Source organism: Rhizobium sp. NPDC090279 (assembly GCF_044769665.1).
In the GTDB taxonomy this organism is placed as follows: domain Bacteria; phylum Pseudomonadota; class Alphaproteobacteria; order Rhizobiales; family Rhizobiaceae; genus Rhizobium.
This window is the reverse complement of sequence record NZ_JBIVYI010000006.1, coordinates 207,136-220,839: the sequence shown is the minus strand read 5'-3', so window position 1 is coordinate 220,839 and position 13,704 is coordinate 207,136. Positions and strand designations below refer to the sequence as shown.

General features: G+C 61.3%; 11 protein-coding genes. 1 reads left to right on the top strand and 10 read right to left on the bottom strand.

The window, feature by feature from the left end; translation table 11 throughout:
- Positions 1 to 3: 3 nt before the first annotated feature.
- The 9 genes from ACIQWP_RS16770 to ACIQWP_RS16730 all read right to left on the bottom strand — a co-directional run bounded on the left by ACIQWP_RS16770 (position 4) and on the right by ACIQWP_RS16730 (position 11,699).
- Complete coding sequence (locus ACIQWP_RS16770; RefSeq protein ID WP_402789155.1) at positions 4 to 1,635, bottom strand: ABC transporter ATP-binding protein; 1,632 nt, start codon at positions 1,633 to 1,635, stop codon at positions 4 to 6.
- Positions 1,628 to 2,455, bottom strand: a complete 828-nt coding sequence (locus ACIQWP_RS16765) for an ABC transporter permease (protein WP_402789152.1) — start codon at positions 2,453 to 2,455, stop codon at positions 1,628 to 1,630. The genes ACIQWP_RS16770 and ACIQWP_RS16765 overlap by 8 nt, the downstream gene beginning before the upstream one ends.
- Complete coding sequence (locus ACIQWP_RS16760) at positions 2,452 to 3,459, bottom strand: ABC transporter permease (protein WP_402789149.1); 1,008 nt, start codon at positions 3,457 to 3,459, stop codon at positions 2,452 to 2,454. The genes ACIQWP_RS16765 and ACIQWP_RS16760 overlap by 4 nt, the downstream gene beginning before the upstream one ends.
- Positions 3,460 to 3,556: 97 nt before the next feature.
- Positions 3,557 to 5,146, bottom strand: coding sequence for an ABC transporter substrate-binding protein (locus ACIQWP_RS16755; RefSeq protein WP_402789146.1), 1,590 nt, complete (start codon positions 5,144 to 5,146; stop codon positions 3,557 to 3,559).
- A 128-nt stretch (positions 5,147 to 5,274) separates the two neighbouring features.
- A complete protein-coding gene (locus ACIQWP_RS16750; RefSeq protein ID WP_402789143.1) occupies positions 5,275 to 6,057 on the bottom strand; it encodes a carnitinyl-CoA dehydratase in 783 nt (260 codons plus the stop codon).
- Between the two features lie 6 nt (positions 6,058 to 6,063).
- Positions 6,064 to 8,121 carry an acetate--CoA ligase family protein gene (locus ACIQWP_RS16745; RefSeq protein WP_402789141.1) on the bottom strand — a complete coding sequence of 686 codons (2,058 nt, stop codon included), beginning with the start codon at positions 8,119 to 8,121 and terminating at the stop codon, positions 6,064 to 6,066.
- A gap of 4 nt (positions 8,122 to 8,125) precedes the next feature.
- Positions 8,126 to 9,286, bottom strand: a complete 1,161-nt coding sequence (locus ACIQWP_RS16740; protein ID WP_402789139.1) for an acyl-CoA dehydrogenase family protein — start codon at positions 9,284 to 9,286, stop codon at positions 8,126 to 8,128.
- 12 nt (positions 9,287 to 9,298) lie between these two features.
- A complete protein-coding gene (locus ACIQWP_RS16735) occupies positions 9,299 to 10,789 on the bottom strand; it encodes a carnitine 3-dehydrogenase (protein WP_402789136.1) in 1,491 nt (496 codons plus the stop codon).
- A gap of 7 nt (positions 10,790 to 10,796) precedes the next feature.
- Positions 10,797 to 11,699, bottom strand: a complete 903-nt coding sequence (locus tag ACIQWP_RS16730) for a 3-keto-5-aminohexanoate cleavage protein (RefSeq protein ID WP_402789133.1) — start codon at positions 11,697 to 11,699, stop codon at positions 10,797 to 10,799.
- 106 nt (positions 11,700 to 11,805) lie between these two features.
- Here ACIQWP_RS16730 and ACIQWP_RS16725 point away from each other — a divergent pair, with 106 nt between their 5' ends.
- Complete coding sequence (locus ACIQWP_RS16725; RefSeq protein ID WP_402789130.1) at positions 11,806 to 12,798, top strand: GlxA family transcriptional regulator; 993 nt, start codon at positions 11,806 to 11,808, stop codon at positions 12,796 to 12,798.
- Here ACIQWP_RS16725 and ACIQWP_RS16720 read toward each other — a convergent pair.
- The gene (locus ACIQWP_RS16720) at positions 12,773 to 13,648 is read right to left on the bottom strand and encodes a LysR substrate-binding domain-containing protein (RefSeq protein ID WP_402789127.1); all 876 of its coding nucleotides are present in this window, start codon (positions 13,646 to 13,648) and stop codon (positions 12,773 to 12,775) included. The genes ACIQWP_RS16725 and ACIQWP_RS16720 overlap by 26 nt on opposite strands.
- Positions 13,649 to 13,704 lie beyond the last annotated feature (56 nt).

Sequence of the window (13,704 nt, the reverse complement as noted above, 5' to 3'; positions counted from 1 at the left end):
CCTTCAATTTCCGGCACTCTCCATCTTCCGCGTCGTCAGCACGCGCTCCAGCCAGCCGATCTCCATTTCAGGCACGGATTTCAGAAGCAGGTCGGTGTAATCGTCGAAGGGTGGCGACAGCGCCTCTGATTTCGGACCGAAGCGAACGAGCTTGCCGCGATGCATCACCGCGACGCTATCGGCGATGGCCCGCACGATGGCGATATCGTGGGTGATGAAGACATAGGAGAGATGCGCCTCCTCCTGCAGCTTCAAGAGCAATTTCAGGATGCCTTCGGCCACCAGCGGATCGAGCGCCGATGTCGGCTCGTCGCAGAGGATGAGTTCCGGCTTGGCCGCGAGCGCACGGGCGATAGCGACGCGCTGCTTCTGGCCGCCGGAAAGCTCGGCCGGGTAGCGATCGATGAAGCCGTTGCCCATTTCGATCTGATCCAGCAGTTCCTTCACCCGCGCCGTCTTCGCCGCGCCATGCAGGCCGTCATAGAAGGTTAGCGGTCGGCCGATGATATCGCGCACGGTCTGGCGCGGGTTCATGGCGGTGTCGGCCATCTGGTAGATCAGCTGGATGCGACGCAGTTCCTCCCGCGAGCGGTTTTTCAGGGCCGGCGTCAGCGGCTTGCCGTCGAAGGAGATCTGCCCGTCGCTTGGCGGCAGCAGGCCGGTGATGACGCGGGCAAGCGTCGATTTGCCGGAGCCGGATTCGCCGACGACCGCCAGCGTCTGCCCTTTGGGAACATGTAGAGAAACATCGTGCAATACTTTGAAACCATTCGAGTATTGCGCGCTGATGTTCTCTACTTTGAGGAGCGCGCTCGCCTGATCGACGGCTTCGGCTCGAGCCTCCTGGCGCACGTTGACGAGGGCGCGGGTATAATCCTGCCGCGGTTCCTCGATGATCTGCTGGACGCTGCCATATTCCACCGTTTTGCCGTATCGCAGCACCATGATGTCGTCGGAAATCTGGGCGACGACGGCGAGGTCATGGGTGATGTAGAGCGCGGCCGTGTGGGTCTCCTCGATGGCGTGCTTGATCGCCGCCAGCACATCGATCTGCGTGGTGACATCGAGCGCGGTTGTCGGCTCGTCGAAGACGATCAGTTCCGGATTGGAGCAGAGCGCCATGGCGGTCATGGCGCGCTGCAGCTGGCCGCCCGAGACCTGATGCGGATAGCGCTCGCCGAATGTTTCCGGGTTGGGTAGGCCAAGCACCTGAAAGAGATAAAGCGCCCGCTTTCTGGCTTGCTCCTTCGTCATCAGACCGTGTTTCACGGTCGCTTCGATCACTTGATCGCCCAGCCGATGCGCCGGATTGAAGGCGGCGGCCGCCGATTGCGCGACGTAGCAGACCCGCGCTCCGCGAATTCTGCGGATGCCGGATTTGCCAAGCGGCAGGATGTCGACACTGTCGAGCAGCACCTGGCCGCCGGTGATCTCGGCGCCGCCACGACCGTAGGCGAGGGCGGAAAGACCGATGGTGGACTTGCCGGCGCCCGACTCGCCGATCAGCCCGAGCACCTTGCCCTTCTGGAGATCGAAGGAGACGCCATCGACGATGGTGACGCGTTTTGGCAGTTCGCCCGGCGGATAGCTGGTTGCCTCGATCTTGAGGTCGCGAACGGAAAGAAGCTCAGGCATCGCCACGCCCTCCCTTGAGGCTGGAGGTGCGCCGCAAGAGCCAGTCGACCACCAGATTGACACAGATTGCGAGCGCCGCGATGGCGGAGCCCGGCACGAGCGCGGCGGAGATGCCGAAGATGATCCCGTCCTTGTTGTCCTTGACCATGCCGCCCCAGTCGGCCGCCGGTGGCTGAATGCCGAGGCCGAGGAAGGAGAGGGTCGAGAGGAACAGGATCGAGAAGGCAAAGCGCAGCCCGAATTCCGCCAGCAGCGGCGACAGCGTATTCGGCAGGATCTCGCGGAAGATGATCCAGATCTTGCCTTCGCCGCGCAGCTTGGCCGCTTCCACGAACTCCATGACCGCGACGTCGAGCGCGACGGCACGGCCGAGACGATAGACGCGAGTGGAATCGAGGATGGCCATGACGAGGATCAGCACGATCAGGTTCTGCGGCAGCACCGCCAACACCACCAGCGCGAAGATCAGCGTCGGGATCGACATCATCAGGTCATTGAAGCGCGAAAAGACCGTGTCGATCAATCCGCGCGAGACGGCGGCGGTGAAGCTCAGGATGATGCCGAGCGAGAAGGAGATGATCGTTGCAGCGAGCGCGACGAATAGCGTCGTGCGGGTGCCATAGATCAGACGCGACAGGATATCGCGGCCGAGATTGTCGAGGCCGAAGAAATATTGGGCATCGGCTGGCTGCCAGACGTTGCCGACGACTTCGGTTTCGCCATAAGGGGCGATCCAGGGAGCGAAGATCGCGCAGATGAAGGCAAGCAGAATGCCGATGATGCCGATCCAGGCGGTGATGGGGATATCTCTCAATCTCATCGCGGATGCCTCAGGCGCGGGTTGGCGACGATCGCCAGAATATCGGCTGTCATGTTGAGGAAGATGTAGACGGCGGCGAAGATCAGCCCGCACGCCTGGACGACAGGCATGTCGCGCACAGTCACAGCGTCGACCATATACTGGCCCATGCCGGGATAGACGAAGACCACTTCGACGACGACGACGCCGACGATGAGGTAGGCGAGGTTGAGCGCGATGACGTTGATGATCGGCGCCAGCGCATTGGGAGCGGCGTGCTTGACGATGGCACGGAAGGCGGACAACCCCTTCAGCTCGGCCGTTTCCATATAGGCCGACGACATCACGGAAAGGATGGCTGCTCGCGTCATGCGCATCATATGCGCAAGCACGACCAGAACCAGCGTTGCCGTGGGCAAGGCGATCGCCTGCAGCCGATCGATGAAACCCATGCCGTCATAGACTGTCGCCGGAAAGGTCGCGACGCCGAATTTGACGGAAAAGAACATGATGAGGAGATAGCCGATGAAGAATTCCGGCAGCGAGATTGCCGCCAGCGAAATGACATTGATGATCTTGTCGGGCAAGCGGTTCCTGTAATGGACGGCCAGCATGCCCAGGGAGACGGCGAGCGGCACCGAGATCAACGCGGCAAAACCGGCCAGAAACAGGGAATTGCCGAGCCGCTTGCCAATCTGCTCGCTGACGGAGTTCTTGCTGGCCCAGGAGGTGCCGAAGTCGCCCTTAACGGCATTGCCGAGCCATTCGACATAGCGGGTGACGACCGGCCGGTTGAGGCCGAGTTCCTCGCGGATGTTGGCGACGGCCTGCGGCGTTGCCGACTGGCCGAGATAGGTGGTGGCAAAGTCGCCAGGCAGGGCTTCAAGCCCGCCGAAGATCAGGATGGAGACTGCAAACAGCAGGATGATGCTGAGCACACAACGCTCGATAATGAGGGACAGCAGCGGAAAACGCTGCTTGAACCTCAGCCCGGGCAGAACGGTTCCGGGGGGTGAATTGGACATGGCCGATGCCTCGCGCTTAAACGTCGGGAGGACCGCGAAAGGCTTCCGCGGTCCCGGCTTCGTCAGGGATGAGGGCGTTATCGCCCGGCTTCCGGCATTAAGCGTCGAGCCAGACGCGGGTCGCGACGTAGCCGTTCGACATGTCGTTGCCGATATCGTGGACGTAGCCCTTCACCTTCTTGGTGGAGGCGTTCACGAAATCGTTGAACATCGGCAGGATGACGCCGCCTTCGTCGCGCACCATCATTGCCATGGCGCGATAGAGCTCCTTGCGCTTGGTCTCGTCCAGCTCGGAGCGGGCCTGAAGCAGAAGCTTGTCGAAGTCCGGACGCTTGAAGCGCGTGTCGTTCCAGTCCGCCGTCGACAGATAGGCGGTGGAATACATCTGGTCCTGCGTCGGCCGTCCCCCCCAGTAGGAGGTGGAGAAGGGCTGGACGTTCCAGACGTTGGTCCAGTAGCCATCACCCGGCTCGCGCTTGACCTCGATGTTGATCCCGGCCTTCTTGCAGCTTTCCTGGTAGAGGACGGCCGCATCGACGGCGCCGGGGAAGGCGACTTCGGACGTGCGCAACAGTACCGAGCCGCTGTGGCCGGACTTTTTGTAATGGAAGGCTGCCTTGTCCGGATCATAGGCACGCTGCTCGATGCCTTCGGGGAAGAGGGCATAGGTGCTGTTGATCGGGAAATCGTTGCCGACCTTGCCGTAGCCGCCGAGGATCTTCTTGACCATGGTTTCGCGGTCCATGGCGTATTTCAACGCCATGCGCAGGTCGTTGTTGTCGAACGGCGCTGTGTTGCAATGCATGATGAAGACGTAGTGACCGCGACCGGCGGTAGACAGGATATCGACAGTCGGTGCGCGCTTCAGAAGATCCACGGTCTTCGGGTCGACGCGGTTGATGTAGTGGACCTGACCGGACGATAGCGCCGCAATACGCGCCGTCGCATCGTTCATAGTGATGATCTCGACGCTGTCGACAAAGCCGCGATCCGTGCGCCAGTCGTCCTTGTTGCGCTCGAAGGTCGCGCGTACGCCCGGCTCGAAGCTGACCTGCTTGTAGGGGCCGGTGCCGATCGAAGCGAGCGGATCGTCATAGCCGCCATTCGGCTGGATGACGAGGTGGTAGTCGGTCAGGAGCAACGGCATGTCGGCGTTGCCTTCGGTCAGCGTCAGGACGAGGTTGTCGCCGTCGGCCTTGATCTCCTTGATCGACTTCACGACGCCGAGCGCGCCGGATTCCGATTTTGCGTCCGTATGGCGCTTGAGCGTGGCGACTACGTCGTCGATCGTCAGATCCTTGCCGTTGTGGAACTTCACGCCCTTGCGGATCTTGAAGGTCCAGGTGGCGGCGTCCTTCGACGGTTCCCAGGATTCGGCAAGCGACGGAACGGCGGCACCCGTCAGCGGGTGGGATTCCACCAGCATGTCGCCCCAGCAGCGGCCGATGCAGAACATGACCTGAGACAGGAATTTCGCCGGGTCCTTGGAATCGGTCGCAGCGCCACCTTCCAGGCCAAGCTTCAGATGACCACCGCGCTTCGGCTCGGCCGCCATTGCACTTTCGGTAAAGAGTTTGTCGGCGAGCGCCAAAGTGACGCCGGCTGCCATTGCGCGTCCCATGAATTCGCGGCGGTTAAGCCCGCCCGCAGTAACGCGGCTTGTCAGATATTTCGTATAGTCGTTCATTCCCCTGTTCCTTCTTCTTGCCGTGTTGACAAAACTCCCGAGCAAGCCACTTCAAGTCCCGGTTCCTCTTCCGCCTGAAGCCTGTTGCTCGCGATCATGTGGGAAAATCCAGCGGTTGCCGCCGCCCTTCACTTTCCTTTCCAGATTGGGGCTCGCTTCTCCGCGAAAGCCCGTGCGCCTTCCAATTGATCCTCGCTCGAATAAAGGACATCGACGGTCGCAAACTGCCGTTTGGTGATCTTGTTCATGGCAGTCTGAAACGTCGTGCCCTCAGCCTCTCGAACGATTTCCTTGATCGCCGCATAGACGAGCGACGGCCCGCTTGCGAGAAGCCGGGCAAGTTCCCATGCTCTGTCCATCAGCCTGTCGGCCAGGACGATCTCGTTGACGAAACCCCAGCGATGCGCTTCCTCTACATTCAGCCAGCGGCCGGTCAGCAGCATGTCCATGGCGATGTGATAGGGGATGCGCTTCGGCAATTTGATCGATGCCGCATCAGCAACGGTGCCCGAACGGATCTCAGGCAGAGCAAAGGTTGCGTGGGCGGCGGCGATGATGAGATCGGCGGAAAGGGCTATTTCCAACCCGCCGCCGCAACAGATGCCGTTGACGGCGCAGATAACCGGCTTGTTGAGATCGCGCAGCTCCTGCAGGCCGCCGAAGCCGCCGACACCATAATCGCCGTCGACGGCGTCACCATCAGCCGCAGCCTTCAAATCCCAGCCGGCGGAAAAGAATTTCTCGCCTGTGCCGGTGACGATGGCGACACGTAGATCCGGATTGTCGCGGAAGTCGCGGAAGATCAGCCCCATCTTGCGGCTGGTTGCCAGATCGATGGAATTCGCCTTCGGCCGGTCGATAACGACCTCGAGGATGCCGTCTATGCATCGGGTTCGAATGGGGTCTTGCAACTTCTGCTACCTCCTTCGCCGAATGAGAGCATCCGCAGCAATGACACCGCGAGATTCTGGTAGGACCATCAATGGATTAATGTCCAGTTCTTCAAGCCGCGCGGCGTTCATTACGACATATTCTGCCGCTGATACGACGGCATCGGCAACGATTTCGAGGCTGCTGCCTGGATTGCCACGATAGCCTTCGATCAATTTGCGGACCTTCAGCCGCGAAATCCGGTCCACGACCTCGGCTTTCGTTACGGGAAGCGGCAAAATGACGGAATCATCAAGCAATTCCACGAGGATTCCGCCGGCGCCGATTGTGAGGGTCAGGCCGACGACGGGATCGCGAACCGCTCCGACGATCAGCTCCACAAGTGGACGATCGATCATGCGTTCGACAAGAAATCCATGCGCAACATGGCCCATGCCTTCGGCGGCATCTCTGACGGCGTTTCTATCCCATAGGTTGAGCTTGACCGCACCGACATCGGATTTGTGCTCGACGCCAAGTGCCTTGAGCGCGACAGGGAAACCGAGTTGTTCTGCGCAGTCGGCCGCCTCGCTTGCGGTAGCAGCGGTCTTGCCGCGCGGCACTGCGAGGCCCGAGGCTGCAAGCTCCGCTTTGGCTGCAGCCTCGCTCAGGGTTTCCATTTCACCCGCCTGGGCCGGCGCGCTGAGGAGCGGCAATGGTGACGGTCTTTTCCATGCGCGGGAGATGCTGCAGGCAATATCAGCCGCTACCAGCGCCTCGCTGATACCACAGAGCGGCACGATGCCGGCTTCGATCAGTTGCTGCGCGATGGTCTCCGGCATGTTTTCGGGCAGCGTCGCCAGAATGCCGGCGCGGGCACCGGTTTGCTTGGCGGCCGCGGCCACGGCTGAAACGGTGACCATCCAGTCGGCGCCGTCGCAGCGATCATCGCGCGGGAAATCGAGCACAAGCAGATTGAGGGCATAACCGCCTGAGAACATCGCACTGAAAGCTTCCGTCTGCCGTGCCAGATCGCCCCAGACGAAGGTGTGGTAATCGAGCGGATTCGAAAGCGTCACCATCTGGCCGAGGCTTGCGCGGAGGGCAGGCAGCTGGTCTTCCTTCAGGGCGCGAAATTCGACATTTCGTCCGACGGCTGCATCGGCCATCAGCGAGGCTTCGCCGCCTGAGCAGCTCATCGAGGAGATCGCGTTGCTTTCGAGCGGGCCTGCGACATGCAGCAGCTTCAATGCCTCGATCAGCTCCGGCAATGTCGTCACCCGCCCGATGCCGAGGCGATCGAGAACGGCGTCGGCAACCGCGTCACTGCCGGCAAGGGATGCCGTATGCGAGACGGTGGCGCGTTGGGCCTGCTCGGACTTTCCGACCTTCAGTGCGACGACGGGCTTCTTCAGTTCTCGGGCGCGTATGGCGAGCGCTTCCAGCGCCCTGATATCACCGAAACCTTCGATGTGCAGACCGACTGCCGTGACACGAGGATCGTCGAGAACGGCATAGGCAAGATCCGACAGACTGGTCTGTGCCTGATTGCCGGCCGTCATCAGGTAGCTGATTGGCAGACCGCGCCTCTGCATGCTGAGATTGATGGCGATATTGGAGGATTGGGTGAGGATCGCAACGCCACGCTCGGTGCGGATAATCCCATGTTGGTCCGGCCACAGCAGGGCGCCGTCGAGGCCGTTGATCATGCCGTAGCAGTTGGGACCGACGATCGGCATGACGCCGGCAACTGCGACAAGCGCTTGCTGCAATTCGGCCCCGTCCGCCAGTTCCGCTACCGCTTCGCTGAAACCCGAGGCATAGCAGACGGCGCCGCCGGCTCCTCTGGCTGCGAGATTGCTGATGATTTCGATAGTCAGCGTCCGGTTGACGCCGACGAAGGCGGCATCCGGCGCGTCAGGCAGTTCGGCAACCGACCGATAGCAGCGGCGGCCAAGCGCGCTTTCCAATGTCGGATGTACCGGCCAGATCTCGCCGGCAAATCCCATGAGATCGCATTGCTCGATGACCCGCCGCGCCTCGCGACCGCCAAAGACGGCGATCGTTCTGGGTCTGATGAGGCGATCGAGCGGGCGTTGCGTCATGTCGTCATGCTCCGAACGGCCGAAGCAGGTCGCGGCTGATGATATGCCGCTGGATTTCCGAAGTACCGTCCCAGATGCGCTCGACGCGGGCATCACGCCAGAAGCGTGCCAGCGGCAGGTCGTCCATCAGCCCCATGCCGCCGAAGATCTGGATCGCCTCGTCGGTGACGCGTGCGAGCATTTCCGAGGCGTAGAGCTTGGCCGAAGCGATCTCACGATTGGCTGGAATGCCGGCATCGAGTTTCCAGGCGGCGGACAGCGTCAGGAGGTCGGCCGCGTCGATCTCGGTGATCATGTCGGCAAGCTTGAAGGACACGCCCTGATTGGCGCCGATCGGCTTGCCGAACTGCTTGCGCTCGGCGGCATAAGGCAGCGCCAGGTCGAAGACGCGGCGAGCGCGCCCGACGCAGGTCGCAGCGACCGTCAGGCGCGTTCCGTACAGCCAATCATTGGCGAGATCGAAGCCGCGATGCACCTCGCTGAGCACCTGCGATTTCGGCAGGCGACAATCGGTGAAGTTCAGGATGCAGTTGTGGTAACCGCGGTGCGAGATCGAGTCATAGCCCTTGAGAATCTCGAAGCCGGGTGTCCCGCGGTCGACGAGGAAGGCAGTGATCTTCTTCTTGATGCCTTTTGCAGTCTCCTCTTCGCCGGTAGCGGCAAAGACGATGACGAAATCGGCGACATCGGCGTGCGAGATGAAGTGCTTGGTGCCATTGAGCACAAAGTCATCACCGTCCTGCCGCGCCGCGCATTTCATGCCGCGCATGTCGGAACCTGCGTCCGGTTCGGTGATGGCAAGTGCATCGACACGTTCGCCGCGCACGGCTGGGAGGAGATAACGTTCGCGCTGCTCGCCCTCGCAGGCCATCAGAATACCCGAGGGGCGGCCGAAGAACACGGTGAGGCCCATCGAGCCACGGCCTAGCTCGCGTTCGACGAGCGTGAAGGTGAGATGATCGAGACCGGCGCCGCCGATCTCCTCGGGAAAGCCGCAGGCATAGAAGCCGAGCTCGATGCATTTGCGCTTGATATCCTGCCCAAGTTCCGCCGGCACGATGCCAGTGCGCTCGACCTCGTTCTCGTGCGGATAAATCTCCGTCTCGACGAAGTCCCTGACCGTCCTGACGATCATCTCCTGTTCTTCGCTGAGTCCGAAATTCACGATTGCTTCCCCCTAGCGTTTTTGTCCCACATGACGGCCGGCTCCCTCCGGCATGGTGAAGGCCGCGTGCGCGGCAGAAATAGGCCTCAGCTTTGCCAGCACCTCCTCCGGTGCTGCAACGGCTCTGCCTGCTTTCGCATCGACATGCAGCAGCATCTGTTCCGCCGTGGCGATCACGTCGCCGCTCGCGCTCTCGTGCAGCGCATGGAAGACATGCAGCCGTTTTTCGTCAGATCCAAGGATCTGGCAGGTCGAATGGATGGCCTGTCCGAGTTTGGCTTCGCCGAGGTGGCGGATATGGGTCTCGACCGTATAGTAGCTATGGCCGCGCTCGACATAGTCGAGATCGACACTGATCAGGCGCAGTAGAGCATCCGACGTGTCGCCGAACACCTGCAGATAACGATGCTCGGTCATATGGCCGTTATAGTCGACCCATGCCGGGCTGACCTTTGTGTCGATGAGGCGCAGCGGCCTTGTGACGTCCTGCGGCTGCTTTTCGCCGCCGCCTGCCGCCCAGAGACTTTGTTCGAAATCCTTGAGTAACTTGCCGGCGCCCCAGCCTTTGCCACCATGGCTTCCCTTCAGGCTCTGCAGGATGCCGACGAGATTTTCGTCGCGGATGCGCTCGAGTTCGCGGATCGACAGGCCATCCGCCTGGTCGTCCGACTGCTGGCCGATCTTTTCGACGAGGGCATCGTCGAGATCGACGACGTCCATCAGCTTCGTCCAGTTCCACTGCAAGGCCGGACCGAATTGCGCCAGGAAGTGCCGCATGCCCGCTTCGCCGCCGGCGATGCGATAGGTCTGGAACAGGCCCATCTGCGCCCAGCGCAGGCCGAAGGAATAGCGGATGACATCGTCAAGCGTCTCGACGGTGCAGATATCGTCCTTGATAAGCCATAGCGCCTCGCGCCAGAGGGCCTCCAGCAGGCGGTCGCCGACGAAGGCCTCGATCTCCTTGGCGATATGCACGCCCTTCATGCCGATCGGCGGCAGTCGTTCCATTGCCGCCTGGATTGTGGCAGGGCTGGTCTTTTCGCCGCCGACGATCTCGACCAGCGGCAAGAGATAAACCGGATTATAGGGATGAGCGACGAAGAGGCGTTCGGGATGGCGCATGTCGCGCTGCAGGTCGGTGGGCAGAAGCCCAGAAGTGGATGAGCCGATCAGGGCATCCGGCCGGGTTGCGGCGTCGATCTGCGTCAGCACATTGCGCTTGAGGTCCAGCCGTTCGGGCACGCTTTCCTGAATCCAGTCGGCATTGCCGACAGCCTCCTGCAGCGTGTCCTTGAATGTGAGCCTGCCGCGCGGCGGAAGCGGTGCGCCTGTCAGCATCGCATAGGCTTTTTCGGCGTTATCAAGAACTTCGCCGACGATGCGCTTCGCCTCCGGATGCGGATCGTAGACATCGACATCGATGCCCGCCAGCAGGAAACGGGCGATCCATCCGCCGCCGATGACGCCGCCGCCGATGCAGGCTGCCTTGTTGATCTTCGTCATCGATGCCTCAGCGCTTCGTCAGTTTCAGTTTCTTGCGGACGTCTTCAGGCCCGATGATGCGCGCGCCCATGCCTTCGACCACCTGCACCGCCTTTTCGACAAGCTGGGCGTTGGTCGCGAGCATGCCCTTTCCGGCATAGAGATTGTCTTCCAGACCGACGCGGACATTGCCGCCGGCAAGGATCGCAGCTGCCGGATAGGCCATGGCGTTGCGGCCGATGGAAAAGGCCGAGAAGGTCCAGCTGTTGGGAACGTTATTGACCATCGCCATGAAGGTGTTGAGGTCATCGGGCGCCCCCCAGGGGATGCCCATGCAGAGCTGGATGAGAACCGGGTCCTCAATGAGACCCTCCTCGGCAAGCTGCTTGGCGAACCAGAGATGACCGGTGTCGAAGGCCTCGATTTCCGGACGCACGCCGAGTTCGGTCATCTTCTTCGCCATCGCCCTCAGCATCGAGGGCGTGTTGGTCATCACATAGTCGCCGAGACTGAAGTTCATCGTGCCGCAATCGAGCGTGCAGATTTCTGGCAGGCATTCGGCAACGTGGCTGACGCGCTCGGAAGCGCCTGCCATGTCGGTGCCTCTGGCATTCAGTGGCAGCGGGCTTTCGACATCGCCGAAAATGAGGTCCCCGCCCATGCCGGCGGTCAGGTTCAAGACGACATCGACGTCGGCCGAGCGGATGCGGTCGGTGACCTCCCTGTAGAGGTCGTTGCGGCGGCTGGCGGCGCCTGTTTCGGGATCGCGGACATGGCAGTGAACCACTGCCGCCCCAGCCTTGGCGGCGTCGATCGCGGAGTCTGCGATCTGCTTGGGAGTGATCGGAACATGGCTGGATTTCGAAACCGTGTCGCCGGCGCCGGTCACGGCACAGGTGATGAAGACATCGCGATTCATCGCAAGAGGCATTTTTGTTCTCCCTCGTATTGAAGACATTACGAGCCATGAAACGCTGTCGTGCTTTGCATTATCGGAAACGTTTGATACAGTTTCGGAACGATCGAAGGATTGCTGAATGCTGACATCGGCCAACGAGACGCTCGACATCGACCTCCTGATCCTTCCGGAGACGAACCTGATTTTGATCGCTTCGGTGATTGAGCCGTTGCGCGGGGCCAATCGCATTTCCGGCGCTGAGCTCTATCGCTGGCGTCTCTTCACGCCGGATGGTTCTCCGGCGGAGACAACGAGCCTCATCCCGGTGCCGGCTTCCTCCAGCTTTCGGCCGACATCGAATACGACGCCGCTTTTCGTGCTTGCGAGCTACAATTGGCGACGAAGCGCAACGCCGGCATTAAAAATGCAATTGTCGCAGACCGCGCGCCATCGCTCGATGGTCGCAGGCATTGAGTCTGGGACGTGGCTGCTTGCCGAGGCGAGCCTGCTCGACAATGTCTCTGCTGCCGTCCATTGGGAGGATTACGACGATTTTGCGCTCGCCTATCCGCAGGTGCGTGCCGTCAGGGATCGCTACGTGATCGATGGCAAGCGGATCACCACCGCCGGTTCCCTGCCGACCGTCGATCTGATGCTCGAGATCATCCGGCGGCGGCAGGGCTATTCGCTGGCGTTAGAGGTCAGCCGCCTATTCATTTACGAGCCGGCATCCACCCAGAGTGCCGCGGAGCTTTCACCATCAACGGCCGGCCTGCGCATGCGTGATCCGAGGGTCGCGCAAGCCATCCGCCTGATGGAGGATCATATTGAGCAGCCGCTGGTGCTTACGCGTCTCGCCCGTCGCATCGGCGTCAGCGCGCGCCATCTTCAGGCGCTGTTCCAGGAGAGCATCGGCGCACCGCCGCATGTGCATTATCTGGCGCTGAGGCTGAATGCGGCACGGCGTAAGGTCATCGAAACGAAGGCCTCCTTTGCCGAGATTGCTGACGCGACCGGTTTCAATTCGGCATCCGCCTTTTCCCGCAGCTATCGCGCCAGCTTTTCCGAAAGTCCCTCCGGCACGCGCCGCAGGTTGCGCCGCCGCGCTATGCCTGTAGCAGAGCTGACATAGGCTGGAAGGCCTCGCGCACCATTTCCGCCAGCTCGCGGATCGCTTCACTCGAATGATAGGGGTTGCGGCGAAGCACGACGCGCGAGGAATCGACCGGCGGAAAACCATCGTCGCTCGTCAGTTCTCGGCAGCCATGCGGAATGTTGCTGCGCGAAAGCGTCGTCACAGCAAGTCCGGCGGAAACGGCGTTCTTCAAGCCGGAACTGGTGTCGGCAATGAAGGCGATGCGGTAACGCCGCCCGGTTTGCTCCAGCGATTTCAGAGCGAAATCGCGACACCATGTCGAGTCGCGATAGACCGCGATGGGCAAAGGCATCGCCTCATGCACGCGATGGACCAGCGATGTCACCCAGACCGTGGGGTCGATGCAGAGGACTTCACCCTTGCTCTGGTTGCTCCAGTCGAAAACGACGGCCAGGTCCAGCTCATCCTTTTCCAATGCGGCGAGGTTATGTGCCGTGTAATCGCAGGAGACGGTCACTTCGACGGCCGGATGCCGAACTGCGAAGGCGGCCAAGGCCGCAGGAAGAATGGTCTGGCTGTATTCCTCCGGAATGCCGATCCGGACCGGCCCGTCCAGCGGCTTGGTGCGAATGTTCGCCGCCGCTTCGTTCAAAAGTTCGATCACGCGCTGGGCGTAGGGAAGCAACTGGATGCCGGCACGGGTGAGAACAGCTCCTCGCGCGCTTCTTTCGAAGAGCGTTTCGCCGATCGTATCTTCCAGCCGCTTGATCTGCGCACTGACGGCCGATTGGGTGCGGCCGATCCTCTGGGCAGCTGTTGAAAAATTGGATGTCTCGGTGATGACGAGAAAGGTCCGCAGCAGGTCGCTTTCGATGGGGTCGCGCATGGGAGGTCACAAATATTTCTGATAGCTACTATCTCTACTATTCGTTTGCGTGATGT

Coding starts and splice junctions, on each gene's coding strand:
- ACIQWP_RS16725 (WP_402789130.1), top strand. CDS start 11,806: ATGCTGACATCGGCCAACGAGACGCTCGACATCGACCTCCTGATCCTT.
- ACIQWP_RS16745 (WP_402789141.1), bottom strand. CDS start 8,121: ATGACGCAACGCCCGCTCGATCGCCTCATCAGACCCAGAACGATCGCC.
- ACIQWP_RS16720 (WP_402789127.1), bottom strand. CDS start 13,648: ATGCGCGACCCCATCGAAAGCGACCTGCTGCGGACCTTTCTCGTCATC.
- ACIQWP_RS16765 (WP_402789152.1), bottom strand. CDS start 2,455: ATGAGATTGAGAGATATCCCCATCACCGCCTGGATCGGCATCATCGGC.
- ACIQWP_RS16760 (WP_402789149.1), bottom strand. CDS start 3,459: ATGTCCAATTCACCCCCCGGAACCGTTCTGCCCGGGCTGAGGTTCAAG.
- ACIQWP_RS16735 (WP_402789136.1), bottom strand. CDS start 10,789: ATGACGAAGATCAACAAGGCAGCCTGCATCGGCGGCGGCGTCATCGGC.
- ACIQWP_RS16730 (WP_402789133.1), bottom strand. CDS start 11,699: ATGCCTCTTGCGATGAATCGCGATGTCTTCATCACCTGTGCCGTGACC.
- ACIQWP_RS16755 (WP_402789146.1), bottom strand. CDS start 5,146: ATGAACGACTATACGAAATATCTGACAAGCCGCGTTACTGCGGGCGGG.
- ACIQWP_RS16770 (WP_402789155.1), bottom strand. CDS start 1,635: ATGCCTGAGCTTCTTTCCGTTCGCGACCTCAAGATCGAGGCAACCAGC.